Source organism: Motilibacter peucedani (assembly GCF_003634695.1).
Classification (GTDB): Bacteria; Actinomycetota; Actinomycetes; order Motilibacterales; family Motilibacteraceae; genus Motilibacter; species Motilibacter peucedani.
In genome coordinates this window covers 19,408-44,460 of sequence record NZ_RBWV01000012.1, presented here as the reverse complement: position 1 = coordinate 44,460, position 25,053 = coordinate 19,408, and the positions used below count along the sequence as shown (strand labels likewise).

The window sequence follows — 25,053 nt, the reverse complement described above, 5'->3', positions numbered from 1 at the left end:
GGTGCACTGGGGCGGTGGAGCTGCTCGACCTGACGCCCGAGCCGGAGCCCGCGCCGCCGCCGCCGTCGCGCCGCGGCATCGCGGTGGTGGCGGTGCTGCTCGCCGCCTTCGGCGTCGGGGGCTGGCTCGTCAGCCGCGGGTCACCGCCGCTGCCCGAGACGGTGCGTGCGGCGCCCACCACCACCGCGTCGTTGGAGGTGTCTCGTCCCACGCCCACGCCGTGGCCGGAGCGCGCCGGCGCGTGCGGGAACACCGTCGCGGTGCCCCGGGTCACGGCGCCGGCCCTCGACGAGCCGACGGGCCTGCGCCTGCTCGTGGCGGGCGACGGCCTGCACGCGGTCGACCTCGACTCGGGACGGGTGAGCGCGGTCGGAGGGCTCGCGGGCGGCTACGTCACCTCGCTCCAGCGCGCGGGCAGCGGCTTCGCCCTGCTGGCCGCGACCTGCGACGAGCTGAGCGCCTTGACCTCCGAGGTCCTGCGGCTCGACGGCGACCTGGCACCGGTGGCGCCGAGCCGGTCGCACGCCGACCAGATCGTGACCGGCTCAGGTGGCACCTACGCGGTCGACTGGCCGGACGACAACTCCGCCCCGGTGGTGATGCACCGGCTCGACGGGCGGGGCACGCTACGCCTGAGCGGCGACTTCTCGCCGGACAGCACCCTGCCCGAAGGCATCCTCGGCACGTCGGGCAACTTCGCCCCCGCCGTCGAGGTGCGCTCACGCGCCGACGGGCACCGGCTGCGCACGGTCGGCGAGGGCCGCCTGATGGGCGCCAACGCCCGCGCGGTGCTGCTCGCCGGCTACTGCGACGAGGGCAGCCCGTGCGTCCTCAGCTTCGGCTCGCCCGCTGCTCGTACGCTGCGGCGCGTCACCGTGCCGAGCAGTCGGGCGCCGACCTCTGCAGCGGCGCTCAGCCCGGACGGCAGGTACGCCGCCTTCCAGCTCTCGCGCGAGCTCAGCGACCCGCGGCTCTACCTCGACCACCCCGGGCCGACCTCCGACATCGCCGTCCTCGACCTGCGCACGGGGAAGCTGCGCGTGCTCGACGGCGTGGAGCTCGCGGCGAAGTACTCCGCCGGGCTGACGTGGTCGCCCGACAGCAGCTGGCTGGTCGTGTCGCTGGGCGAGGGCAGCCGTACCCGCCTGCTCGTGTGGCGCGACAGGCTCGACGGCCTGCGTTCGGTCGGGCCGCTGGTGCCGGGCCGTGTCCTCTACCAGGCGGGCGTGCTGGCGCTCGCCCCCTGAGCGTCTGGGAGCATGGGAGCCGTGCCCGAGCTCCCCGCCTTCGCCCGCCGTGCGCAGCAGGAGCTGTGGGACCGGCGCCGGTCACCCGCCGTCGGTGCCGCCGGCCTCGCCCTGGTCTTCGTGGTTGCGTGGATCGTCAAGGACCTCATTGCCGGTACGTCGGTACTCCACGCGGTGCTGGCAGGGGTGTTCACCGGCGCGATCGCCGGCGTCATCTACTGGGTGGTGCTGCGGGCGGTCAACGCCGTCGGCGACCGCTGAGCCGGCCCGACCGGCCTCGCCTACGATCCGTCGCATGGCACTGATCCACCGCGCGACCCTCGTCCCGACCAAGCTCGAGCTGCTGACCGCGTGGCTGCCGACGCGGCCGTGGTGGACGGGCTCCGGGACGCCCGAGCTCGAGCAGGTGGGCGCCTACCGCTTCGACGACCCGGCCGGCGAGGTGGGCGTCGAGACCCTCGTGGTACGCAGTGGTGCCGGCCCGCTGCTGCAGGTGCCGCTGACCTACCGCGGAGCACCGGTCGACGAGCAGGCGGTGGCCCTCGTCGGGACGGTCGAGCACTCCGTGCTCGGCCGGCGCTGGGTCTACGACGCGTGCAGCGACCCGGTCTACGCCGCCGGGCTGCTGCGGGTGGTGCTCACCGGCGGCACGGGCGCCGCGGAGGAGGTCGACCACGGCGACCGGCGGGAGGCGCGTACGCCCACCGTCCTCGTGCGCGGCAGCGGGTCGCCGGACGCGACGGTGCCGCAGGTGGACGGCGTACGCACGGACGCCGACAGCGACCCGGCGACCGTCGAGGCGGGCGGGCGTCAGCTGGTGGTCGCGCGCAGGCTCGACCGGGTCCTCCCGGGCGGTCCGGCGCTGACGGGCACCTGGGCCGGCCAGGACGAGCCGGTCGTGCTGGCCGTCGTCCGCTGACCGGGTCGACCCACGTGCCGCAGCGTGCACGACGGGGTGCATGATCGGCTCGAGCGCCGCATCCGTCGGCCCGCGAAGCAGTCAGGAGGGCCGATGGCCGGCGACAGCCCGCGCATCGCCGTCGTCACGGGCGGCGGCAGCGGCATCGGCGCGGCGGTCGGCACGGCTCTCGCAGCGGCCGGCTGGACCGTGGTGCTCGCCGGGCGCAGGGTCGCCGCCCTCGAGTCGGTCGTCGACCAGGGCCACGGGCTCGCCGGCTCGCTCGAAGCGGTGGCGGCCGACGTGACCGAGGAGGGCAGCGTACGAGCGCTGTTCGACGAGACCGTGCGCCGGCACGGACGCCTCGACCTGCTCTTCAACAACGCCGGCACCGGAGCTCCCAGCGTCGACATCGACGCCCACGACCTCGCCGCGTGGAACGAGGTCGTGGCCGTCAACCTCACGGGCGCGTTCCTCTGCACGCGCGAGGCGTTCCGGGTCATGCGCCACCAGGACCCGCGCGGCGGCCGCATCATCAACAACGGGTCCATCGCCGCCCACGCGCCGCGTCCGCGCTCGATCGCCTACACCGCCACCAAGCACGCGGTCACCGGACTGACGAAGGCGACCGCGCTCGACGGGCGCGAGTTCGACATCGCCTGCGGGCAGATCGACATCGGCAACGCGGCAACCGACATGGCACGCGGCGCGGCCGACGGGGCGGTGCAGGCCGACGGCAGCGTCCGGCCCGAGCCGCTGATGGACGTCGCCGAGGTGGGCCGGGCCGTCGTCTACATGGCCGGCCTGCCGCTCGACGCGAACGTGGCCACCATGACCGTGATGGCGACGAAGATGCCCTTCGTCGGCCGCGGCTGAGCGAGGAGGGGCAGTGCTCTACGAGGTGCTCGACGAGCGGTTCGCCGACTGCGCGCGGGGCGACAAGCAGCTGGAGACCGTCTACACCGGCTGCCGCTGGGCCGAGGGGCCCGTCTGGTTCCCTGCCGGGCGCTACCTGCTGTGGAGCGACATCCCCAACGACCGGCTGCTGCGCTGGGACGAGGCCACCGGCACGGTCGGCGTCTTCCGCTCGCCCGCGGGGTTCCCCAACGGCAACACCATCGACCACCACGGGCGCCTGGTCAGCGCGGAGCAGGGCAACCGGCGGGTGACGCGCACCGAGCACGACGGCTCGGTCACCGTGCTCGCCGAGCGGTTCGAGGGCCGGCGGCTCAACAGCCCCAACGACGTGATCGTCCGTTCCGACGGCACGATCTTCTTCTCCGACCCGGTCTACGGCATCCTCAGCGACTACGAGGGCAACCGCGGCGAGAGCGAGATCGGCGCGTCGAACGTCTACCGCATCGACCCCGCCACCGGCGCCGTCTCGCTCGCGGCCGACGGGTTCGACAACCCCAACGGGCTGGTCCTCACCCCTGACGAGTCGCAGCTGTTCGTCTCCGACAGCGGCGCCAACCTCATCCGGGCCTTCTCGGTCGCCGACGACGGGACGCTGGCCGACGACCGGCTCTTCGCGACCGGGCCGGCAGACGGCGGGTTCGACAACATCCGCCTCGACGACGCCGGACGGCTGTGGGCCGCGGCCAGCGCCGACGGCGTCCACTGCTACGACCCCGACGGCACCCTGCTGGGGCGCATCCTCGTGCCCGAGGTCGTCGGCAACATCACCTTCGGCGGCCAGCGCCGCAACCGCATGTTCATGGCCGCCACCACGTCGATCTACTCGCTCGTCATGTCGGTCACCGGCGCACCCCGCACGTTCGCACCAGGGTCCCGGTGACCGCGGAGGCCTTCGACGCGGTGGCCGCCCGTGCGGCGCTCGACGCGCTCGCGGACACCCCGGTGACCCCGCTGGCCAAGGGCTTCGCCGGGCTGGCGGGTCCGACGACGCCGCGCGCGCTGGTCGAGTCGGGCGTCCGCGTCACCGACGAGCGCTTCTCGACCCCGTCGCTGGTGGTCAGCGCACCGGCCGTGCGCCACAACATCGCCGTCCTCGCGGACTTCTGCCGCAGCCGCGACGTCCAGCTCGCCCCGCACGCCAAGACGACGATGAGCCCGGAGCTCTTCGTCGCCCAGCTCGAGGCGGGCGCCTGGGCGCTCACCGCTGCGAACCCCTGGCAGGCAGCGGTCTTCGTCGCGCACGGCGCCCGACGGGTCCTCATCGCCAACGAGGTGGCCGACCCCGGAGGCCTCGCTGCGCTGCGGCGCCTGCTCGACACCACCGAGGGGCTCGAGGTCCTCGTCCACGTCGACAGCACCCGCGGCGTCGAGCTGCTGGCACCGCTCGTCGGCCGGCGGCTCCGCCTCCTCGTGGACGTGGGGGTGGCGCAGGGCCGCACCGGCGTACGCAGTGGTGCCGACGTCGTGTCGGTGGCCCGCGCCGCCCACGCGGCCGGGCTGGAGGTCGCAGGGGTGTCGTGCTTCGAGGGACCGGTGACGGCACCGACGCCGGAGCTGGTGGTCGACGGCGTCCGGGAGCTGTGCCGCAGCGTACGTCTGTCCGGCCGCCAGCTCGCGGAGCTCGGTCTGCTCGGTGGCGGGCTCGTGCTCTCCGCCGGTGGCAGCCACTTCTTCGACGTCGTCGCCGAGGAGCTGTGGCGCGACCCGCTGCCCGGCACGTCGGTGGTCGTGCGGAGCGGGGCCTACGTCGTGCACGACCACGGCGTCTACCTGCGCGACTCACCTTCACTGCGCGGAGCCGACCTCCCGGAGTTCGTGCCCGCGCTCCGCGTGCGGACCACGGTGGTCTCGGCGCCCGAGCCGGGTCTGGTGCTGCTCAACGCCGGCCGGCGCGACGTGTCGTTCGACGAGGGGCTGCCGGTGGTGCTGGCCGCCGACCGCGGCGGCGAGGCTGTCGACGTCAGGGAGGCCGAGGTGGTCGCGCTCAACGACCAGCACGGCTTCCTCCGCGTGACGGGTGAGCCCCTGCAGGTCGGCGACACCGTCGTGCTCGGCATCTCCCATCCCTGCACGGCGATGGACAAGTGGCAGCACGCCCTGCTGGCCGACGACGAGGGCCGCGTGACCGGCGTGGCCCACACGTTCTTCTGAGCACTGCACCCGTTCGAGGAGAGGAAACGCCATGCCCAAGCAGGCCCACGTGAGCGACCGGCTGCCCGCGCCGGCCGGCCCCTACAGCCAGGTCGTCGAGCTCAACGGGCTCGTCTTCACCGCCGGCTTCGGCCCGCAGGACCCCCAGACCGGCGAGGTCCCCGAGGGGGTGGCCGCCCAGACCGAGGCGGTGCTGCGCAACCTCAGTCTGGCGCTCGACGTCGTCGGCCTGACCCTCGCTGACGTCATGAAGACCACTGTGCACCTCTCCGACCTCTCGCTGTTCGCGGAGTTCAACGAGGTCTACGCCCGGGTCGTGCCGGCCCCCTACCCCGTGCGCACGACCGTCGGCAGCCAGCTCGCCGGCATCCTGGTCGAGATCGACGCCGTGGCGATGCGCGACCCGGGCGCCTGAGCCGAGGTCACCGCCGCGCGAGCAGCTCGTCGGCCCGTTCGGCCAGCCCGTGCATGCCACGGGCAGCAGCCGACGGGGCGAGCTCCTCGAGCTCTTCTCGCTCGCGCGCAGCAGGAATCCCGTCGCCCACCGCCCACTCGAGCGCGAGCAGCCGGCACCTCAGCTCCGACGTGGCGCCGCGCAGGCGGCGAGCGGTCTCCAGTGCAGCAGCGAGGTACGCGGTGGCCGCCTCCCGCTCCCCCGCCAGCCGGGCGAGCCGGGCGAGAGCCAGCGACACCGGTCCCGGCGTCCCGATCTGCCCGATGGTGGCGAGCTCTCCCGCGAGCGGCTCCAGGCGCGTCCGCAGCTCCGGTACGAGGTGGAGCAGACCACGGTCTGCCACAGCGTGCGCGAGCAGGGTCAGCCGGCCGTGCGAGGTCCAGACGTCGGGCTCGGGTCTGCGGACCTCGGCCTCGAGCGCACGGTCGGCGCCCGGGCGGTCGGCAGCAGCCGCGACCACGGGAGCCACCCACGCCTCCACCACGGGGTTGGTCGGCACGCGGCCGACGAGGGTGCCGACCCTGCCCCGCTCCCAGGCGAGCACCAGCTGGGCGAGCTCGAAGGTGCCCGACTGCTGCAGCTCGGTCGCCCGGTGCGCGCGCTCGGCCGCCGCGTAGAGCTGCTCGGCCCGGTCGAGGTCGCCGCGCCACTGCGCGGTGCAGGCCTCCGCCCAGCGCAGCTGCACGCGGTTGACCGGCAGCCGCAACAGGTCGCTGCCGAGCACTCCGGCGGCGACGTGGTGCTCCGCCTCGTCGACCCGGCCGAGGTTCATGCAGGCCATCGTCAGAACGTTGTGCCGGATCACCTCGTCCAGCGGTGCCAACGCGTGCCCGAGCGAGCCGAGCTCCTCCAGCAGGGCGATCGACTCCTCGGCGTGGGACGCGACACCGGAGAACGTCAGTGCGCGCCCCAGCAGGGCGTCGGCGACGACGTCGGGGTCGCCCGTCGAGCGGGCCAGCTCGAGCGCCCGGGCGCTGAGCCCGTCGGGCACCGCGGGGTCGAGGTCGTAGCAGCTGCCGATGGCGGTGACGGCGAGCACGCGGGACCGAGCCGCAGGATCTCGGGCGAGAAGCGGCTCGAGCCCGCGCAGAGTGGTCATCAGTGGTGCAGGGTCCGACCCGTAGGCCGGCCACGGCCAGGAGCCCGACGCGCGCATCAGGTTCGCTGCGAGCCGTCCCGCCGAGCCAGGAAGCCCAGCTCGCAGGGCCACCACCAGCTCGCGGTCGAGCACGTCGAGCACGTCCTGCCCTCGGCCGGCGCGGGAGAGCGCTGCCAGCTCGGCGGCGACGAGGCCGTCGCGCTGCCGGGCGTCGGTGCCGACGGAGGCGTCGAGGGCCTCGACGGCGACGCGCCACCACGTCGCGGCCGCGTCCGGGTCCCACTGTGCCTCCGTGGCCAGCGCTGCCGCATGAGCGGCGGCGAAGGTGGTGGGCGGGTCGGCGAGCTGGCCGGCAGCCCGCAGGTGGGCTGCCCGACGCACGACGTCGTCGGCCAGCGAGGAGGACGCGAGCGCTTCGGCAGCGGCCAGGTGCATCCGCTCCCGCCGCAGCCCCGGCACGTCGGCCGCCGCCTCCTCGCGGAGCAGGGCGTGCGCGAAGGTGTATCCACCGCCGGCCAGCGCCGGTGCCAGGACGTCCCTGTCGGCCGCGTCGTCGAGATCACCGGCGACCTCGAGCTCGTCGCGTCCGAGCACCGCCGCGACCGTCCGGACGTCGAGCGGGTCGCCGAGGACCGCCACGACGCGTACGACCTCCAGCAGGGCAGCAGGCAACGCGTCGAGCCGTCGGCGGAGCACCGAGCGCACTGCCGCAGGTGCCTCGTCGCTGGTGCCGCCACGTGCGTACTCCCGCACCAGGAAGGGGTTGCCGCCCGTGAGCGAGACGAGCTGACCGGCGTCTGCTGCGGAGAGGGAGCGTCCGGACACCTGCGAGGCCAGGGCCTCGACGTCGCCCGCGCCCAGGGGTGGGAGCACGAGGTGCCGGCTGCCCGGCCGCCGCGCGACGGCGGCGAGCACGCGGGCGAGCGGCTGGGCGTCCACGCCGTCGCGGGCCGTCAGCACGACGGCGAGCCCGGCCACGTCGACCGTCTCGGCGAGCAGCGACAACAGGCGCAGCGACGCCGGGTCGGCCCAGTGCGCGTCGTCGACGAGGAGCAGCAGCGGGCCTCGGGCGAGCTCGGCGACCACCACGTCGCGCACCCGCTCGAGAGCGTCGAAGCGGGCGGTGTCCGCGTCGACGCTCGCCTCCGGCGCAAGCACCGGGCCGGGGTCGGCGCCCAGCGCTCGCAGCACCTGCCGGACCGGCCACCACGGCGGTGGCGCGTCGTCGTCAGGACAGGCCACCTGCACGACGGAGCCGCCCTCGGCGCGCCAGTGCGCCGCCGCCTCCGTAGCCAGCCGCGTCTTGCCGATGCCTGCCTTGCCCATGAGCACCAGCCACGCCGACCGCTGTCCTCGCGCGAGATGCAGGACCTCGTCGACGACAGCCAGCTCTGCGGTGCGCCCGACCAGCCGCTCGCCCGTCTCCACCGCTCTGACTTCAGAGGTCTGCTCTGGTCTGATCGGTGGAGACGCACTGGCCGGCCAGCCCGCGACCGCCGGGTCCTGGCGCAGGATCGCAGTCTGCAGGCCCTTGAGCTCAGGACCGGGCTCCAGCCCGAGCTCGTCGTCGAGCGCGGCGGCGTGGCTTCGGTAGGCCGCGAGCGCGTCCCCCGAGCGACCGGCCCGGTGCAGCGCGGTCATGTGCAGCCACGCCGCCCGCTCGCCCAGCGGCTGCTCCGCGAGCATCGTGCCGGTCCTGGCGACCGCCGTGGCCAGCTCGCCGACACCGAGCAGGCCGGTCACGAGGTCCTCCAGCACACCGGCGCGGCGCTCGCTCCACGCCGCGGACGACGGGCGCACCCAGTCCTCGTCCGCGAGGTCCTCGAGGTAGCTTCCGCGCCACCACGACAGCGCCGACTCGGCCTGCCGCACGGCGCCGGCCCAGTCGCCGCGCTGCACCGACGAGCGCGCCGCCCGGGCGGCCTCGACGAACCGCGTCGTGTCGAGGGCTGACGCCGGGACGTCGAGCGAGTAGCCGTTGCCGCTGCGTACGACCGCGGCCGGCTCCCCCGGCTCGGCGCGCAGGGCGCTGCGCACGCGGGAGACCAGCGCGTGCAGGCTCGAGACGGCGCTCGGGGGCTGGTCGTCGCCCCAGATGCACTGCAGCAGCCGGTCGGTGCTGACGGTGACGCCCGCCTCCTGCGCGAGGGCCGCCGCGAGGGCGCGCTGCTTCGGCCCGCCGAGGTCGACCGGGCGACCGGCCCGCTCGACCGCGAAGGGCCCGAGGAGCCGGTAGAGCATCACGCCCGGGATCCTCGCACCCCGGCGCCGGGCGCCGGGGCCGAACGGCGCAGCGCGTACGGGCCGTCCGGCACGATCGGCCGCTTCATGCGGGCTCTGGCGGCGCGAGCCCGAGGCGGGTCAGGCCCTCGTCCCCGTGGTCGGATCCGGCGTCGGGGCCGGTGAACGAAACCTGTCCGCATCCGTCGCGAGAACTCCGACACACCGTTGTCGCGGGCGTGCTCGACGGTGGGTGCATGACCGACACCACGAACCGCACGACGCCCACTCCCGCCAGCGCTCGCGCCTCGCTCGACCGGTGGCTGACGATGTGGAACACCGACGGCGGCATCGCCCGGGAGATCTGCTCCGACGACTTCCGCATCCACTTCGCCGTGACCGAGCCGGACGGGTCGACCCCTGCGGACGCGATCCGCAGTGCGGAGGACTTCGCGGGCTACCTCGACTGGTGGCACGGGCAGAACCCCGGTGTGGTCTTCACCAAGGTCGCGGACGCCGTCGACGGCGAGCACGGCCGGTTGCTCTGGGACGTCGAGGCGGGGAACCACCGCGCCGGCGGCGTCGACGTGTTCGACTTCGCCCCGGACGGCCGCATCCGCCGTGCCTGGTCGGTCGGCGGGCAGCGCAGCATGCGCAGCTGAGGCACCGCACCGTACGCGCCTGTGTCTGCCAGGGTTGGTGCATGAAGCGAGCCGAGCGGCAGTACGCGCTGGTCGACCTGCTCCGCGGAGCGCGCCGACCGTGGTCGGCCGCTCGGCTCGCCACGGAGTTCGGGGTCTCCTCGCGCACTGTGGAGCGCGACATCGCGTCGCTCCAGCAGACGGGGGTCCCCATCTACGCCGACCACGGAGCTGCGGGCGGCTACTCGATCCTGCGCGAGTACTCGTTGCCCCCGCTCAACCTGTCGGCTGCGGAGTCGCTGGCGGTCCTTGCCGGGCTCGCGCTGCTCGACTCCTCGCCCTACCGGAGCGCCGCCCGCCGGGCGGACGCCAAGATCGCCGCAGTCATGGCGGAGGAGCACCGCGCTCCCGTGCAGGAGGTGCTCGGCAGGCTGCGGGTCATCGACGCCGCCGCACCGGGAGACGACGCGGTGCCGCTCGGGCTGCTCGCCGACGTGATCGCCGCCCGCCGCGTGGTGCGGCTGACCTACCTCGGCGAGGACCAGGACGGCGGGCCCGACCTCTCCAGCAGCACCGTGCGCGAGGTCGAGACGATGGGGCTGCTGCGCGCCGGCGACGCGTGGCTGCTGGTCGGGTGGTGCCGGCTCCGGGAGGCGATCCGCGGCTTCCGCATCGAGCGGATCTCGCGCCTCGAGATCCTCGACGAGGTGCCGCCGGCCCGCGACCCGGCGCTGCTCGAGGCGGACCTCGCACGGTGGCAGACCCGGCGGCTGGCGTAGGTGGTCTGGTTGGCTGGACAGGTGGACGTTCCGGCTGATGTGCTCGACGAGGTCATGCGCGCCGTCGGGGCGGAGGTCACGTCACTGAGCCGCCTGTCAGGAGGCGTCAACAGCGGCGCCTTCCGCGCCACGCTGGCGGGACGAGCGGACGCAGTCCTCAAGGCCGTGCCCCGCGCCCACGCGCACTCCCTCGACGACGTGCTCCGCGCGCAGCGAGTGGTCGAGCACATGCGGCGGCGCGGCTACCCGACCCCGGCGTGGCTCGCTTCGGGCGCCACAGCCACCCACGTCTGGCACGTGATGGACGCCGTGGACGCGTCTCCCGCGGAGCTGACCCCGGCGCTCGTCGAGCAGCTGATGGACGTCGTCGAGCTCCAGGCGGGCCAGGCCTCCGAGCCCTACGACCACTGGTCGTACGCCTGGGAGGTCGCCACCGGCGTACGCCGCACCGGCGCCGCGCACTCCCCCGCTGCCGCCGACCTGGTCGAGCGCCTTCAGGCCCTGTGCGTCGACGCCCAGCCGCCGGGCGAGGCGCCCGACATGGTCCACGCCGACCTGAACCCGAGCAACGTCCTCGTCCGTGACGGAGCGGTCGTGGCGGTCGTCGACATCGAGAACGCAGGCAGCGGTACGCGTGCCACCGACCTCACGACCCTGTTGTGGCACACCTTCCACAGTCCGCTGGACGACGCCCGGACTCAACTGTGGACCAGGGTCCTGACGCTCGTCGGCTGGGACGGAGCTGCTGTCCTGTCTGCGACCCAGGTCCTCCTGCAGCTGGAGTGGTCCGGCCGCGTCGGGCACGACGACCTCGCCGCCGAGGTGGTGCAGCGGGGCTACCGCGTCCTGGACGAGCTGCTCGCCCTGCGATGACGTCGGCGCGCAGCGGGGGCTAGAGGTAGCGGAGCACGACGCCGAGCACCGAAGCCAGCGCAGCCAGGGCGAGCAGGGTCGTCCCGGCCAGCTCGAAACGGCGGCGGTGTGCCGGCACCTCGGCCGCTGTGGCGAACAGCCGCCGCGGCCACATCCGCCAGGAGACGTACCAGAAGATGCCCGACGCCAGCGCCAGCGCGACCAGCTTGGCCACCACGAGCACCCACCACCCCGTGCCCGCGTCATCGCCCTCGAGCGCGACGAGGCCGGCGCCGGTGAGGGCCAGCCCGGCCAGCACACCGACGACCTTCCACCGGGCACCGGCCGCGACGAAGGTCGCGGCGTCCTCGGCCGCGGCCGGCCCACCGTGGAACTCGACCAGCCGGGGCTGCACGACGCGCAGGCTGTAGGCCATGGCGCCGAGCCACACCGCGGCGAGCCCGCCGTGCAGGAGCACCAGGACCAGGGTCACGGCTGGAGGCTACCGAGCCTGCGGGTCGCCGACGTGCCTGCCCCGAGGCTCGTTCCTGCCGCTCCCGGGGGTCGGAGCTCTTGTCGCGCGTGCCGCGCCGCTGCGAGACGCCCTTCGTCGTCACGTAGGCGAACCCGCCGGCGATCACCACGAAGACGACTGCAAAGAGGACGAGGAAGCCCCTGAACAGCCGATCCACCCGCTGCTCGTCAGCTACCCCGCGTACCTCGGCACGTACGAGTGGATCACGGACCCGTTCGCCAGCTCGCGGACCGATGTCAGCTCCAGCGGTGGCACGGGCGTCGACAGGCCCTCGAAGACGTGGCGACCGGAGCCGACGACGACCGGCCAGACCCAGAGGTTGACCTCGTCGAGCAGCCGGTGGGCGAGCAGCAGGTCGTCGAGGCGACCGGTGCCGTACTTCACCAGGGTCTTGCTCGCACGCAGCTCGGCCACCTGCTCGACCGGGTCGCCGGTGACCAGCGAGGCGTTCCACGAGACGTCGTCGAGCGTCGAGGACACCACGTGCTTGGGCGCCGCGTTGACCGCGTCGATGTAGGGGTCGCCGACGACCGGGCCCCACATCGTCGAGAACCGCTCGTAGCTCTCCCTGCCCATGACGAAACCGTCGTAGGTCCGCAGCGCGCCCAGCGCGACGGCCTTCGCCTCGTCGTCGAACGGTGCCCACGTCCAGGGCGCCTCGACCACGCCGTCGAGCGACACGAGCACCGAGCTGATGATTCGACCCATCGGGACCTCCTGCGTGCGGGCGTTGTCGAGGTGCAGACGCCCTGGCCCAGGCGAACTGGTCGCCCGTACCGCCACGGCACGGCACCGCCGCTCGGGTCGTGCGGATCGGGACCTCGAGGACTCGTCGTCGTCGACGGCAGGCACGGGCGCCGGACGAGTGCCCTCGATGAACCGGCTGGGCCGGATGCCGTCTCCTAGGAGGGCAACGACCTGGCCGGAAGGATCCTCGATGCGGATGCGCGACGCTCTGCTCCACCGTTCTCGACCGCTGGTGCTGAGCGCCATGGTGCTGGGGGCGTTCCTCTCCGGGGCGCCGGCCGCGGCGACCGCCGACGGGCCACCGGTCGTCGCCGCCGCTTCCCTGAGCGGGCCGACGGCACGCATCACGGGCACGGGGTACGGGTTGCTGACCGTCAGCGTCCGCCTGACCTCACCTTCACCGATCCTCGCGAGCGGCTCCGTCGACACCGGCGGCAGCGAGCCGCTCTACGTCCCCTGCCCGTGCGCCGTCCTCACACGCGCCGGCGCCGGCCCAGGTGGCCACGGGCGGGCAGAGCTCGCGGTGACGTTGCACCTGACCGAGGGCTCCGCCACGGACGGCACCTGGGTGGGACGCGTGGCGATCACCAGCGGGCAGGCCGGCATCTGGCGCCTGCGCGGAGTGGGCGCGGACAACAGCACCTCCCACTACCAGCTCCTCGCCGCACCCACCGACGTCTCGGTCAACGTGCGTGCGGTCGACTGGATCACCGTGACGACGACGGCCAGCCCGCCGCCCCGCCGTGGCCGCAGCAGCGTCGTGACGGGCGTCGTGCGCCTCGCGCGGTCGCACCGACCGGTGAAGGGACTCCGACTCAACGTCGACCTGACCGACGACTGCACCGAAGAGCCGGCGACCGCCGTCCGGACGGATCGCAACGGACGCTTCCGCGTGAGGCTGCGAGCCGTCAGCAGCCGGGACGACGTGCTGTGGCAGCGCAGGCTCAACGGCCGTATCGCCGAGAGCTCCTGCTGATGACGAGCAGCCGTACGACGGCGTGACGCCTGGGCGACCTCGTCGTCGACGAACCGCGCAGTTGTAGGGTCTGCCCCGGCCGACCGGCCCTCGACCGCAAGGAGATCCGTGCTCCGCACACGTCGTCTGCTCGGCCTGGTGTCGGGCCTCCTCGCCCTCCTCTGCGCCCTGGCGGCGAGCGTCGCGGTGCCGCCTGCCGCACACGCGGAGTCCAGCCGTCTGGTCAGCTTCCTCGCCCTCTACTCGGCGCCGGGGGACTTCGTCGGTGGCGGGGTCCCGCGGCTCTACGCGGCGCCGCACGCCGAGTTCAGCACGTACAGCGAGGGCCCGAGCTACGTCGAGGTGCGCGCCCAGAACCCCGCAACTCCGACGTACGTCGACGACGTGTCCGTCGTGCTGGCAGCGCCTGCTGGCCACGCCCTCGTGCCGGGGGTGTTCCCGCGGATCGCCTCCGACGAGGTCAGCGCGGGCCTGCCGCGGCTCCTGGTGACCGGCAACGGGCGTGGTTGCAGGGTCACCGGCGGGACCCTCTCGATCCGGGACGTCGCCTTCGCCGCTGACGGATCGGTGCAGCGGCTCTGGCTCTCGTTCGTGCAGTACTGCGACGGCGTCGACACCCCGCTCTACGGTGAGCTCAAGCTGAACGAGCTCGTCACCGGAGTCGTCACCGCTCCCGACGCCCTGGCCTTCCCGTCCGGCACGAAGGACACGGACTTCGGCGACGCCGCCGTCTGGGTCCTCGGTGCGGACGGCCTGCCGCTCGACGTGGGCTCGGCGGCGGTCGAGGGTCCTGCAGCGAGCGAGTTCTCGCTCCACAGCTACGGCTGCTCGGCCGACGGGTACGCCGGGGCCGGCTGTCGGGTCGGCGTCCGCTTCGCACCGCGATCCACCGGCCAGCGCGATGCCGCACTGCACCTGGTGACGAGTGCGGGGGACGTGGACGTCCCGCTGGCTGGAGTTCTGCGTCCCGGGACGACGGCCCTGACTTGGCGCACTGGTGCACGCACGCTGCTCGGTGCCGCCCCCTCCGGCGCCGTCACCCCGCCGGCCTACCAGTTCCTGCCGTACCAGAGCGGAGGAACGACGCACTTCCAGATCAGCACCGCTCCTGACGAGAACTACTCCTACTGGTCCCTCGACCTCACTGCTCCGGACGCCGGACCGCTCGAGGTCGGCGGCTACGAGATCGGCGACGGCCGGGCGGCTCTCTCGCTGTCTCACGCCTCGTCCGGTTGCGACGTCGCGGCCGGTCATGTCGAGGTGACACAGGCCGTGTACGACCCGGTCTACGGCACCTTGCGGCACGCCGCGCTGACGGTCTCCGGGGTGTGCCAGGCGGGCGGTCCGCAGGTGTTCCTCGACCTCCAGTACGAAGCCCTCGGCGCTCGGGACACCGAGGTCGACGGGCCGGCGGTGCTTCCGGGCTGGCCCGGATCGGTGGTCGGCACGGGCAGCGCAGCGTGGGACGGGCGGACGCTAGCCCTCCGGCTGGGCAAGGCCCGCGCGCACGCTGCGGCCGAGGTCAGCGTCGTCGGTGCGGACGGGGACGCGTTGGCACTGGGCACCGTCCGGCTCACTGCCAGCGGCAACGCCACCCTTCGACCTGCTCACAGGCTCCGAACGACCATCCACACCGGCGACGTGGTGGAGGTGCGGGTGGGTGGAGCCGTGGTGCTGCGCACCCTCCTGCGCACGCGCTGACGGAGGACGGCGATGAGCTTCGAGGGGCTGCTCCCGGAGACCGACGTGGGCGTGGCTGCGTGGATCGCGCCCCGCCTGTGCGGCTTCGGCGGCAGGGTCTGCAGTGTCGTGCCTCAGGGCTTCGAGGCGTACGCGCGCGTCCTCCACCCGCCCGACGGCAACGCTGCGCCGGTCGACGGGCTCACGTGGGCCGATGTCTGCAGGGCCACGGGGGCTGTCCCGCACGCCCTCATGCAGTGGCACTCGATCTCGAGGACCACGCGTGCGGACGCGGAGGCTGACCCGCCGGCCGGACGGTGGACCGGCCCGAAGCCGCGCGAGGGCAACCTGGCCGAGCCTGCCCTGCAGGCTCTCCTGGGAGTGCTCGAGCCGTACGCGGGTGGCCAGGACTGCTTCGTCGCCGTCTGGGAGGGCTGGGGCTGGGTGGACGGTGGCGGCACAGCGTTCGTCAGCGCGACGAGCGGTCCGCGGGAGCTGCGTCCGCCGGTTCCGCCTCGCCGTCCGGGCGTCCCCCTCGCTGCCCTCGAGGCGCCCCGGCTCCAGCATCCGCAGCGGAACTACCTGCTCTTCAAGGGGACCCTGCATGCTGCGACGACGGTCGGCCACCAGGTCACGCCGGACTGGTTCGTCCCCCAGTCCCCGAGCCTGATGTGGCCGGCCGACCGCAGCTGGTGCATCGCCACCGAGGTCGACTTCGACTCGACCCTCGTCGGAGGTTCCCGCGAGTTGATCGATGCGGTCATCGGAGCGAGGGACCTGGAGGCCTGGCCAGTGGGCCCGCAGGACGACTTGTCGTACTCAGGCGACCTGGTGAACTCTCGTGCAACGCGCGGGTAGCGGGCGTCCCTTCGGCAGCGCCAACACGTTGTGGCTGTGACTGCGGTGTACGAGCCGGCTGTTCGCGCTCGTGCGGATGTCGAGGCTCTCGCTAGTCTGCCGCCGGTTCCGCGAGGAGGCTGTCGACGGCGAGCGCCGTGGCCACCGCAAGGCGGTGGTACGCGGTGCCCAGACGCACGACCAGCACGACGACCGCGGCGGCGACGACCCCGCCGAGCAGCGACTGACCGCCTCCGAACACCCCCAGCACGGCCAGCACGGCAGCGAGCCCGTAGCCCACTACAGCGGCCAGAACGGCGAGACCCTCGACCCGCCGTCGGGCCTCTCGAAGCTGCGTCTGACTCATGGCCGGAGACGGTAGCGCAGGCGAGCCCCGCCCCCACCCGGGTCGAACGACGTCACGCTCACCAACGTGTCCGGTCGACTACTCCTGCTAGTTGATGGGGTTCGTGCCCACGTCGGCGACGTTGCTGACCCGGTTCCACCCGTTGACGATCGGCTTGGCGCCGCTGCCGTCGGGGTTCTGCGCGCGGTACTTCACCTGCAGGCCGCCGTAGTCGAAGGTCACGGACTCCCTCGGGCTCTCCTCGTCGTGCGACCACGCGAGGGTCTTCACCGCGACGAGCTTGAACGTGTACTGCAGGAAGACGAACCCCGCCGCGGCACCGCCGGAGGCCTTGCGCAGGTAGAGGTCGAGCTGCATGAACGGCGCGCCGCTCGCGCACGCCAGGAAGATCGACGGGCTCGACACGTCGACGAGCCGCGTGATCGACAGCGGGTTGAAGGTCACCTTGCCGGCCCCGGCGCCTCCCGAGGCGGAGCCGATGTTGAGGGTCTGCTCCACGTCGAAGGAGTACTCGGAGAGCTGGAAGACGAAGCCCCTCATGGCCGCGGGCATGACCCGGCCGGTGTAGTCGGTGAGCGTCGACACGTCCACCTGGCTCTCGCTCGGGAGGTAGGTGCGGTCGTACCGCTGGAGGGTCATGAAGACGTCGATGGCCATGTCGGGTTTCCTCTTCGGGTCTGGGGGGTCGGTCTGTCGGTGCAGGGCGTGCTAGCGGGCGCTGCTGTGCAGCACGAGGGTGACGACGGCGGTGCCCGACCCGGAGTGGTCGGCGCTCTGACGGGTGCTGTAGGTGCCGTGGGCGCCGGCGTACGCGCCGCTGCCGCCGGTGACCGTGAAGGTGCCGTGCCCGTCGTGGTCGACCGTGCCGGTGCCGGTCAGGGTCCCCTCCGGCAGGACGAACAGGTGGTTCTCGACCGCGGCCAGCGACGGCAGCAGCAGGCTCTCGGCCGCCATGCGGGTGCCGGTGATGAACAGCTCGCCGCGGGGCTCGGCGCCTTCGGTGGTGCTCACCAGCCCGCGTGCCGTGATGGCGTCACCGGGCTTGCGCGCCTTGACGCCGAGCAGGCGGAGGGCTGACGCGTGCAGGACGAGCGTCGCGGGGCCGGCCGGTCGGGCCGCCGCGGCCCGCGCTGCGGTCGCGGGAGCGACGGCCAGGCCGGTGGCTCCGACCAGCGCGCCCGCTGACTTGAGCATTCCGCGGCGGGAGACGTTCGGCATCGGGACCTCCGTGGTTCGGTGGCCGTCTGCGGCCGCTCGGTGCTGGTTCGTTCTGACACCTGGAAAAGTGCCAGGCGTCGGCGTCCCCGTCTGTCACGACCGGCACAGGGCAGCTGTCATCCGTGCGACATCCTCGCTCCGTCGCCTCACGCGCCGGAGGCCGCCCGACGGGCGCGACCAGGCGACCTCAGGCCCCCGGCAGCGCCCCCGCCGACGCGGGCGTCGAGTGCCGGCGCCACACCCGCCACCGGCCGTCGGCACCGCGCAGCCACGTGTCGGTGATCACGAAGACGCCGCTGCGGTCCTGGCCCAGGAACGTCGCGTGCTGCGTCGCCCGTGACAGCACGACGGCGACATCGCCCTCGACGTCGACCAACGCCTCGTGCTCCTCGTAGCCCGTCACGACATACTCCGGCAGCAGCTCGACCCACCGCTCGCGCGGCATGACGGCGGGCTGCGGGACGACCACGACGAGCGCGTACGCGTCGTGCAGGACGCGCCTCGCCAGGTCCTGGTCGCGCTGCTCGATGCAGCGCTGGAACTCGGTACGGGCCGCAGCCAGTTCGGGATCGCTCACGGGGCGCATCCTGCTCCCCTCGGCTGCCGCGTGGAAGCCCGTTGCCCTCAGAGGCGCCCCCGGCAGGGATCGAACCTGCGACCGACGGATTAGAAGTCCGCTGCTCTGTCCGCTGAGCTACGAGGGCGAGTCGCGCCCGGACACGTCCGACGCGCTCGCGTCGATGGTCCCACGCGGGTCGGAGCGCAACCGTCCGACGGCGCTACCGGCCGCCCGCCCGCTCGTTCATCTGCCGGAGCCACGCGTTGTACGCGGCCAGCTCGTCGTCCTCTCCGCGAGCTACGGCGCGGTCGGAGGCGCGGTCGCGCCGCTTGGCCTCCCGCTCGTCGGCGCGCACCCAGGCGACGAAGATCGCCACCAGCACGATGACGACGGGGACCTCGCCGAGCGCCCAGCCGAGCCCGCCGCCGACGTGCTGGTCGTGCAGGATCCCCACGCCGTAGGGGTCGCGCAGCCGCACCGTGTAGTAGTCGTTCGCCAGCACGGTGGACGTCGACATGACGGCCACGGAGAAGAACGCGTGGAAGGGCATGACGGCGAAGAGCACCCCGATGCGCGCGAGGTGCGGCAGCCGCCGCGGCGCCGGGTCGATGCCGACGAGCACGTAGAAGAACAGCGAGCCGGCGAGCAGGAAGTGCGCCGCCATGATCGAGTGGCCCAGGTGGGCGTTCATCAGGTAGTCGAGCACCGGGGTGAAGTAGAGCCCGAACAGGCTGCCGACGAAGATGCCTGCCGCCACCAGCGGGTGCGTGAAGAACGCGACCGGCCGTGAGTGCAGCACGCCGAGCAGCGCCTGCCGCGCGCCGAGGTCGGTGGGGCCGGAGCCGGTCGGCAGCGTACGCAGTGCCAGGGTCACCGGCGCGGCGAGGACGAGGAAGATCGGCGCCACCATCGAGAGCAGCATGTGGCTGACCATGTGGGCGCTGAACAGCAGGTGCGAGTAGGCGCCCAGTCCGCCGCACGTCGAGTACAGGACGACGGCGAGCCCGACGTACCACGACACCGCTCGGCCGACCGGCCACGCGTCGCCTCGCCGGTGCAGCATGCGCAGGCCGATGGCGTAGAGGATCCCGGCCGTCAGCACGCCGGTGAGGAAGAAGCCGTCGATCTGGAACTCGGTGACGAACCGCATCGGCGCAGGGCGGGGCGGCGGGTCGAAGCCGATGACCGAGCGCAGCACGTCGAGGTCGACCGTGGCGTCGGAGCCCTCGTCCAGCGGCGCCGGCGTGGGCGTGCGCCCGAGCGCCACAGCGAGTCCGACAGCGGCGGCCATGACGAGCAGCTCGGCCGCAGCGAGGCGTACGAACGCGCGCCGGTCGCTGCCGAACCGCGGCAGCGTCACCGCCCGGTGACGGGCGCCCGCCGCCACCAGTGCGAAGAACAGCGCGGCCTTGAAGAGCACGAGGCCGCCGTAGGCGGTGTCGAGCAGCGCCGGCCAGGTCGCGAGCCGCACTGCCGCGTTGACGATGCCGCTGACGCCGACCGCGACCGCCACCCAGAGTGCCAGCGTGCTGAAGCGCGTCGCCGCGACCTGGAGTGCCCGGCTCTCCGGCGAGCGGCGCCACACCCACAGCAGCACGCCGAGACCACCGACCCAGAGAGCGAGGGCCACGACGTGGACGACCAGGCTCGAGATCGCGAGCATGTGCTGGCCCGCGGCGGCAGAGTGCCCGGTCAGCAGCGGCGGCACCAGCGTGGCCACGGCGAGCGCGAGCAGCGCCAGCGCCCGACCGGCGGTGAAGGTGAACCGCGCGGCCACGGCGAGCACGACGGCCATCAGGACCTGCACGACCAGCGCACGTGCCTGCGGCACCTGGTCCATCGTCGCGCGGAAGACCCGCGGCTGGAGCACGTCGGCCACCGGGCGGCCGAGGATGTCGGAGGTGGTGAGCGCGAACTCCACCAGGCTGGACACCGCCCACACGCCCCCGGCGAGCGAGGCGAGGCGCACACCGCTGAAGCCGCTGCCCGTGAGCCGGCCCTCGCGGTTGGGCAGCAGGACGGCGGCGCCGAGCAGGAGCCCGACCGCCGCGATGCCGGCGGCGTCGCTGAGCAGCCGCGTGACCAGCAGCCCCCAGCCCACGAGCGGCCCGGAGCTCGGTACGCCTGGGGTCGACCCGTGCGGGTCGCCGCCGCCCACGAGGGCCGAGACGAGCAGCACCGCGAGGGCGACCGCCGCGGCCGGCGGGCCCCACGGCCGCTCCTGGCGGGCGGTGCCCGCAGCCGGGTCGGTGCGAGGGCCGGGGCTCGGCGCGGTGGGAGCAGACATGTCGCCTCAAGCATGCCCCCTCGTGGGGTGCGCGGGCGATGTGAGCTGCGCCCCCCTAGGGTTGAGGCCATGTCCGAGCGGCTTGTGTGGATCGACTGCGAGATGACCGGTCTCGACCTGGGGCGCGACGCCCTCGTCGAGATCGCGGCCCTCGTCACCGACAGCGACCTGACGATCCTGGGCGACGGCGTCGACGTCGTCATCCGGCCGCCCGACGGCGTGCTCGAGCACATGCCCGACGTGGTCCGCGAGATGCACACCGCCTCCGGCCTCCTCGACGAGCTCGAGGGCGGCGTGACCCTCGCCGACGCCGAGGCCCAGGTGCTCGCCTACCTGCGCGAGCACGTCCCCGACGCGCGCAAGGCGCCGCTGGCCGGCAACTCGGTGAGCACCGACCGCGGCTTCATCGCCCGCGACATGCCGGCGCTCGACGCCTTCATGCACTACCGCATCGTCGACGTGTCGAGCATCAAGGAGCTCGCGCGCCGGTGGTACCCCCGCGCCTACTTCAACTCGCCGAAGAAGGCCGGCGGCCACCGCGCGCTCGCCGACATCCACGAGAGCATCAACGAGCTGCGCTACTACCGCGAGGCCGTGTTCGTCCCCCAGCCCGGGCCCGACACCGACACCACGCGGGCCATCGCGGCGAAGTACGAGGCACCCGCGCAGCCGACGTCCGGCTGACCGCTACACTTCTCTCCGGCGCGGCCCCCACCGGCGCGCCCATGGTGGGTGTAGCTCAGCTGGTAGAGCACCGGGTTGTGATCCCGGTTGTCGCGGGTTCGAGCCCCGTCACTCACCCCACCCGAGCCCCCGTGGCCGACGTGCGGACCTCCGCGCGCGGCGACGGGGGCTCGCTCGTCCCGTGGCCCTACTCTCGTGCCCGAACGGGGTGGGGCGAGGCGGAGGGGCCGAGGACATGGAGCTGGTCGAGTGGGACGCGCGCGTCTACGACTCGCTGCCGCTGCCGCACGAGCACTGGGGCCGCGCGGTGGTCGAGCGCCTGGCGCTCACCGGTGACGAGACGGTCCTCGACATCGGCTGCGGCTCCGGCCGCGACGCCGGGCTGCTGCTCGAGCGGCTGCCGCGCGGGCAGGTCGTGGCGGTCGACGGCTCGGTGCACATGCTCGAGCAGCTGCGGGCCACGATCGGCGACGACCCGCGGGTGACCGCCGTGCAGTCGGACCTGCGTCAGCCCTTCACCCTCGACGAGCCGGCCGACGCCGCCATCAGCGTCGCGACCCTGCACTGGGTGCCCGACATCGACGTCGTCTTCCGCAGCCTGGCCGCCTGCTTGCGCCCGGGCGGCCGGTTCGTCGCCGAGTGCGGCGGGCGCGGCAACATCGCCGCCTTCCAGCACGCGCTGGCCGAGGTCACCGGCAGCAGCGACAGCGACATGTGGGAGTTCCGCGACGTCGACCAGACGCGCGACAGCCTGCTGACCGCCGGCTTCGTCGACGTCGAGGTCCGCCTGGTCGAGGACCCCGCACGCCTGGAGCGCGGCGAGCAGCTCGACACCTTCGTCGCGACGGTCCTGCTCGCCGCCCACCTGCACGACCTGCCGCCCGCTGAGCGACGGCCGTTCGTGCAGGCGGTCACCGCGCGGATGCCCGAGCCGGTGGTCGACTACGTGCGCCTCCAGCTCGAGGCGACCCGCGCCTGAGACGGCCTCAGATCGTCCGCGGGCTCCACGCCAGGGCCGCCGCGCCTGCCGCCAGCGCGGCCAGCAGCGCGAGACCCGTCGCGCCCGCGGCCACGCCGTGCCGCTCGGTGGTGTAGCCGACCTGGCTGCCGATGTCGTCGTAGACGCCCTCGAGCTCCTTGCCGCTGGCGGCCTGGTACGCCTGCCCGTGCGTCACGTCGGCGAGCTCGGCGAGCGCCGGACCGTCGACCGGCACGCGGACGAAGCCGTCCTGCACCCGCACGATGCCGTCCGGGGTGCCGTAGGCGATCGTCGAGACGGGTACGCCTGCGGCCAGCGCCTGCTGCTCGACGTCGGGCAGCGTGCGCCCGGTCGTGTTGGCGCCGTCGGAGAGCAGCACGACCCGGGCGGGCGCCGCGGCGGTCCCGCGCGCACCCGGCACCGCGGCGATGGCGTCGAGCGACGAGGCGACCGCGTCACCGATCGCGGTGCCGTTGCCGAGCTGCAGCGTCGCGATCGCGTCCTCGACCTTCTGGTGGTCCTGGGTGGGTGCGACGACGGTGTCGGCCACGCCGCTGAAGGCGACCAGCCCGACGTTGAAGCGGGCCGGCAGCCCGGAGACGAACTGCGACGCGGCCGACTTCGCGGCGCTGAGACGGTCGGGGCTCACGTCGGTCGCGGCCATGGAGAGCGAGACGTCGAGGGCGACGACGACGGTCGCCCGCTCGCGCGCGACCTTCACCTCGGCGGTCGGGGCGGCGAAGGCAGCGGTGGCGCCCGCGAGCGAGACGAGCATGGCGGCGGCCACGACGTGGCGCCGCCAGCCCAGCTTGGGCAGCGAGGCCATCAGCGCGCTGAGACCGGGCAGCACCACGGCATCGCGCGAGCGGCGCCGCTGCAGCAGCGCGTAGGCGACCCCGAGCACCACCACGAGCGCCAGCAGCAGCAGACGCCCTGGGTGGTCGAAGGCGAGGCCGTGCATCAGGTCCTCCGGGTGGTGGGTGCGAGACCGACGCGACGGCGGCGTACGAGGTGGCGGGCGAGCTGCGGCAGCCAGTCGTCCTCGGTGCGCACCACGAGGTGCGACGCACCGGCGTCGCGCACGGCGGCGGCCTGGGCCGCGAGCCGCGCTGCGGCGGCCTCTGCGTACCTCGCCCGCGTGCGGGCGTTGGTGGCGAGCTCGACCTCGCGGCCGGAGTCGGGGTCGACCAGGCGCAGCACGCCGACGTCGGGCAGCTCGCGCTCCCGCCGGTCGACGAGCTGGGCGACGATCACGTCGTTGCGGGCGGTGAGGTGGCGCAGCGGCCGGTGCCACGACTCGACCGGGTCGAGCAGGTCGCTGACCACGACCACGAGCCCTCTCCGGCGCTGGCGCACCGCGGCGGCGCGGAGCCCTGCTGCGAGGTCGGGCGCTCCCGCGCCGGCCGTCGTCGCGCGCGGCTGGCGCAGCAGCGCGCTCAGGGTGGAGTAGGCGCCCAGCGCCCCTCCGCGCGGCGGCAGGGAGTGCAGCCCGTCCTCGCCGATCAGCAGCGCGCCCGTGCGGTCGCCCGGTCCCTTCGCCAGGTGGAGGAAGGCCGCGGCCACCGCGATGGCCACCTCGCGCTTCTCGGCGGTCGCGGTGCCGAACGACATCGAGGCCGACAGGTCGACGACCAGCATCGACTCGAGCTCGCGCTCGGCGATCGTCGTGCGCACGTGGGTCTCCGACGTGCGCGCGGTGACCGCCCAGTCGATGCGCCGCACGTCGTCGCCGGGCACGTAGGCCCGAGCGTCGGCCGGCTCGCTGCCGAGCCCCAGCCGGTGGCCGAGGTGCTCGCCCTGCAGCAGCCCGTCGAGGCGGCGCGCGACCTGCAGCGAGAGCCGCTTGACGGTCGAGGGCGCCACCAGCGGCGGCGGGGGCAGCGTGGGGCTCATGCGACCGAGGCGTCCGCGGCGTGCTGCAGCGAGCTCTGCGCGGGGGCCACCACCGGCTGCGCGACGACCGAGAGCGCGCGCTCGATGACCGTGCGGGCCGGCACCGCGTCGGCGAGGGCGTCGTAGGTCAGCACGATGCGGTGCGAGAGCACGTCGACGGCCAGGTCGGCGACGTCGGCGGGCAGGACGTAGGGGCGTCCGCGCAGCAGCGCCAGCGCCCGCGCGCCCTGCACCAGGCCGAGCGAGCCGCGCGGCGAGGCGCCGTTGGCGATGAGCGGCGCGAGGTCGGGCGCGTGCCACGCGACGGGGTCGCGGGTGACCATGACCAGGCGCACGGCGTACTCGGCGACGGCGTGGTGCACGAAGACGCGGTCGGCCTCGGCCTGCGCGGCGACCAGCTGCTCGGTCTCCATGACCTGCTCGGCGACCGGCTTGGCCACCGACATCCGGCGCACGATCTCGAGCTCCTCGGCCATGGTCGGGTGCGGCACGTCGACCTTCAGCAGGAAGCGGTCGCGCTGGGCCTCGGGGAGCGTGTAGACGCCCTCGTTCTCGATGGGGTTCTGCGTCGCCAGGACGAGGAACGGGTTCGGCAGCTTGTACGTCGTGCCGCCGATGGACACCTGCCGCTCGGCCATCACCTCGAGCAGCGCGGACTGCACCTTGGCGGGCGCCCGGTTGATCTCGTCGGCGAGCACGAGGTTGGCGAAGACGGGGCCGAGCTCGGTGTCGAAGCGCTCCTGGCTGGGGCGGTAGACCCGGGTGCCGACGATGTCGGAGGGCACGAGGTCGGGGGTGAACTGCAGGCGCGCGGACGTGCCGCCGACGACCTTGCCGAGCGTCTCGACGGCCAGCGTTTTGGCGACGCCGGGCACGCCCTCGAGCAGCACGTGGCCGCGCGAGAGCAGCGCCACGAGCATGCGCTCGACCATGCGGTCCTGGCCGACGATGACCTTCTTGATCTCCATGACCACCTGCTCGAGCAGGTCGCTGGTCTCGGTCCGCTCGTGGGGGTGGTGCAGGCTCATCGGG

The 25,053-nt window shown here is 73.7% G+C and carries 26 protein-coding genes and 2 tRNA genes; 16 read left to right on the top strand and 12 right to left on the bottom strand.

Going from position 1 to position 25,053, the window contains the following annotated elements; translation table 11 throughout:
- The first annotated feature begins 14 nt into the window (after nucleotides 1-14).
- The 7 genes from CLV35_RS11170 (at nucleotide 15) to CLV35_RS11145 (ending at nucleotide 5,629) form a co-directional block, all read left to right on the top strand.
- On the top strand, nucleotides 15-1,247 hold the full coding sequence (locus CLV35_RS11170) for a PD40 domain-containing protein (RefSeq protein ID WP_121193585.1): 1,233 nt from the start codon (nucleotides 15-17) through the stop codon (nucleotides 1,245-1,247).
- Nucleotides 1,248-1,268: 21 nt separating this feature from the next.
- Nucleotides 1,269-1,508 (top strand): hypothetical protein, encoded by a 240-nt coding sequence (locus CLV35_RS20070; RefSeq protein WP_183061929.1) that lies wholly within the window; start codon nucleotides 1,269-1,271, stop codon nucleotides 1,506-1,508.
- Between the two features lie 34 nt (nucleotides 1,509-1,542).
- A complete protein-coding gene (locus CLV35_RS11165; protein WP_183061928.1) occupies nucleotides 1,543-2,166 on the top strand; it encodes a CG0192-related protein in 624 nt (207 codons plus the stop codon).
- Nucleotides 2,167-2,259: 93 nt separating this feature from the next.
- Nucleotides 2,260-3,021 carry an SDR family oxidoreductase gene (locus tag CLV35_RS11160; protein WP_121193584.1) on the top strand — a complete coding sequence of 254 codons (762 nt, stop codon included), beginning with the start codon at nucleotides 2,260-2,262 and terminating at the stop codon, nucleotides 3,019-3,021.
- A 13-nt stretch (nucleotides 3,022-3,034) separates the two neighbouring features.
- Nucleotides 3,035-3,943: an SMP-30/gluconolactonase/LRE family protein gene (locus CLV35_RS11155; RefSeq protein ID WP_121193583.1), complete on the top strand. Its 909-nt coding sequence runs from the start codon at nucleotides 3,035-3,037 to the stop codon at nucleotides 3,941-3,943.
- Nucleotides 3,940-5,214, top strand: coding sequence for a type III PLP-dependent enzyme domain-containing protein (locus tag CLV35_RS11150; RefSeq protein WP_121193582.1), 1,275 nt, complete (start codon nucleotides 3,940-3,942; stop codon nucleotides 5,212-5,214). Before CLV35_RS11155 ends, CLV35_RS11150 begins: the two co-directional genes overlap by 4 nt.
- Before the next feature lie 31 nt (nucleotides 5,215-5,245).
- Nucleotides 5,246-5,629, top strand: a complete 384-nt coding sequence (locus CLV35_RS11145; protein WP_121193581.1) for a RidA family protein — start codon at nucleotides 5,246-5,248, stop codon at nucleotides 5,627-5,629.
- A gap of 7 nt (nucleotides 5,630-5,636) precedes the next feature.
- On the opposite strand, the gene CLV35_RS11140 is transcribed toward CLV35_RS11145, so the two are convergent.
- The gene (locus CLV35_RS11140) at nucleotides 5,637-9,008 is read right to left on the bottom strand and encodes a BTAD domain-containing putative transcriptional regulator (protein WP_121193895.1); all 3,372 of its coding nucleotides are present in this window, start codon (nucleotides 9,006-9,008) and stop codon (nucleotides 5,637-5,639) included.
- Between the two features lie 236 nt (nucleotides 9,009-9,244).
- Between CLV35_RS11140 and CLV35_RS11135 the strand changes: the two genes are divergently transcribed.
- From CLV35_RS11135 to CLV35_RS11125, 3 genes are read left to right on the top strand one after another with little or no spacing between them, the layout of a single operon-like run.
- Nucleotides 9,245-9,649, top strand: coding sequence for a nuclear transport factor 2 family protein (locus tag CLV35_RS11135; RefSeq protein WP_121193580.1), 405 nt, complete (start codon nucleotides 9,245-9,247; stop codon nucleotides 9,647-9,649).
- A gap of 41 nt (nucleotides 9,650-9,690) precedes the next feature.
- A complete protein-coding gene (locus CLV35_RS11130; RefSeq protein WP_121193579.1) occupies nucleotides 9,691-10,407 on the top strand; it encodes a helix-turn-helix transcriptional regulator in 717 nt (238 codons plus the stop codon).
- Nucleotides 10,408-10,428: 21 nt separating this feature from the next.
- Nucleotides 10,429-11,280, top strand: a complete 852-nt coding sequence (locus tag CLV35_RS11125) for a phosphotransferase enzyme family protein (protein ID WP_231121716.1) — start codon at nucleotides 10,429-10,431, stop codon at nucleotides 11,278-11,280.
- A 19-nt stretch (nucleotides 11,281-11,299) separates the two neighbouring features.
- On the opposite strand, the gene CLV35_RS11120 is transcribed toward CLV35_RS11125, so the two are convergent.
- Nucleotides 11,300-11,752, bottom strand: coding sequence for a hypothetical protein (locus CLV35_RS11120; protein ID WP_121193578.1), 453 nt, complete (start codon nucleotides 11,750-11,752; stop codon nucleotides 11,300-11,302).
- A gap of 213 nt (nucleotides 11,753-11,965) precedes the next feature.
- A complete protein-coding gene (locus tag CLV35_RS20065; RefSeq protein WP_183061927.1) occupies nucleotides 11,966-12,502 on the bottom strand; it encodes a dihydrofolate reductase family protein in 537 nt (178 codons plus the stop codon).
- Nucleotides 12,503-12,737: 235 nt separating this feature from the next.
- Between CLV35_RS20065 and CLV35_RS11110 the strand changes: the two genes are divergently transcribed.
- From CLV35_RS11110 to CLV35_RS11100, 3 genes are all read left to right on the top strand, one after another.
- A complete protein-coding gene (locus CLV35_RS11110; RefSeq protein WP_183061926.1) occupies nucleotides 12,738-13,517 on the top strand; it encodes a hypothetical protein in 780 nt (259 codons plus the stop codon).
- 108 nt (nucleotides 13,518-13,625) lie between these two features.
- Nucleotides 13,626-15,218 carry a hypothetical protein gene (locus CLV35_RS11105; protein ID WP_121193575.1) on the top strand — a complete coding sequence of 531 codons (1,593 nt, stop codon included), beginning with the start codon at nucleotides 13,626-13,628 and terminating at the stop codon, nucleotides 15,216-15,218.
- Between the two features lie 12 nt (nucleotides 15,219-15,230).
- Nucleotides 15,231-16,055, top strand: coding sequence for a hypothetical protein (locus tag CLV35_RS11100; RefSeq protein ID WP_121193574.1), 825 nt, complete (start codon nucleotides 15,231-15,233; stop codon nucleotides 16,053-16,055).
- A 91-nt stretch (nucleotides 16,056-16,146) separates the two neighbouring features.
- Here CLV35_RS11100 and CLV35_RS11095 read toward each other — a convergent pair whose 3' ends face one another.
- From CLV35_RS11095 to CLV35_RS11070, 6 genes are all read right to left on the bottom strand, one after another.
- The gene (locus CLV35_RS11095; protein ID WP_147431944.1) at nucleotides 16,147-16,401 is read right to left on the bottom strand and encodes a hypothetical protein; all 255 of its coding nucleotides are present in this window, start codon (nucleotides 16,399-16,401) and stop codon (nucleotides 16,147-16,149) included.
- A gap of 87 nt (nucleotides 16,402-16,488) precedes the next feature.
- Nucleotides 16,489-17,058, bottom strand: coding sequence for a type VI secretion system tube protein Hcp (locus CLV35_RS11090; RefSeq protein WP_121193572.1), 570 nt, complete (start codon nucleotides 17,056-17,058; stop codon nucleotides 16,489-16,491).
- A 51-nt stretch (nucleotides 17,059-17,109) separates the two neighbouring features.
- Entirely contained in the window at nucleotides 17,110-17,619 is a 510-nt protein-coding gene (locus CLV35_RS11085) for a hypothetical protein (RefSeq protein WP_147431943.1), read from the bottom strand.
- 187 nt (nucleotides 17,620-17,806) lie between these two features.
- Nucleotides 17,807-18,196 carry a YybH family protein gene (locus tag CLV35_RS11080; RefSeq protein ID WP_183061925.1) on the bottom strand — a complete coding sequence of 130 codons (390 nt, stop codon included), beginning with the start codon at nucleotides 18,194-18,196 and terminating at the stop codon, nucleotides 17,807-17,809.
- 54 nt (nucleotides 18,197-18,250) lie between these two features.
- Nucleotides 18,251-18,323, bottom strand: a tRNA-Arg gene (locus CLV35_RS11075).
- Between the two features lie 75 nt (nucleotides 18,324-18,398).
- Complete coding sequence (locus CLV35_RS11070) at nucleotides 18,399-20,465, bottom strand: cytochrome c oxidase assembly protein (RefSeq protein ID WP_121193569.1); 2,067 nt, start codon at nucleotides 20,463-20,465, stop codon at nucleotides 18,399-18,401.
- Between the two features lie 69 nt (nucleotides 20,466-20,534).
- Between CLV35_RS11070 and orn the strand changes: the two genes are divergently transcribed.
- The 3 genes from orn (at nucleotide 20,535) to CLV35_RS11055 (ending at nucleotide 22,128) form a co-directional block, all read left to right on the top strand.
- Nucleotides 20,535-21,149 carry an oligoribonuclease gene (orn, locus tag CLV35_RS11065; RefSeq protein WP_121193568.1) on the top strand — a complete coding sequence of 205 codons (615 nt, stop codon included), beginning with the start codon at nucleotides 20,535-20,537 and terminating at the stop codon, nucleotides 21,147-21,149.
- Nucleotides 21,150-21,193: 44 nt separating this feature from the next.
- A tRNA-His gene (locus CLV35_RS11060) sits at nucleotides 21,194-21,269 on the top strand.
- 115 nt (nucleotides 21,270-21,384) lie between these two features.
- Nucleotides 21,385-22,128 (top strand): class I SAM-dependent methyltransferase, encoded by a 744-nt coding sequence (locus CLV35_RS11055; RefSeq protein ID WP_121193567.1) that lies wholly within the window; start codon nucleotides 21,385-21,387, stop codon nucleotides 22,126-22,128.
- 7 nt (nucleotides 22,129-22,135) lie between these two features.
- Here CLV35_RS11055 and CLV35_RS11050 read toward each other — a convergent pair whose 3' ends face one another.
- The 3 genes from CLV35_RS11050 to CLV35_RS11040 are packed head-to-tail and all read right to left on the bottom strand — an operon-like array spanning nucleotide 22,136 to nucleotide 25,049.
- Entirely contained in the window at nucleotides 22,136-23,089 is a 954-nt protein-coding gene (locus CLV35_RS11050; protein WP_121193566.1) for a VWA domain-containing protein, read from the bottom strand.
- The gene (locus CLV35_RS11045) at nucleotides 23,089-24,021 is read right to left on the bottom strand and encodes a DUF58 domain-containing protein (protein WP_121193565.1); all 933 of its coding nucleotides are present in this window, start codon (nucleotides 24,019-24,021) and stop codon (nucleotides 23,089-23,091) included. The genes CLV35_RS11050 and CLV35_RS11045 overlap by 1 nt, the downstream gene beginning before the upstream one ends.
- Complete coding sequence (locus CLV35_RS11040) at nucleotides 24,018-25,049, bottom strand: AAA family ATPase (RefSeq protein ID WP_121193564.1); 1,032 nt, start codon at nucleotides 25,047-25,049, stop codon at nucleotides 24,018-24,020. The genes CLV35_RS11045 and CLV35_RS11040 overlap by 4 nt, the downstream gene beginning before the upstream one ends.
- Nucleotides 25,050-25,053: the final 4 nt, after the last annotated feature.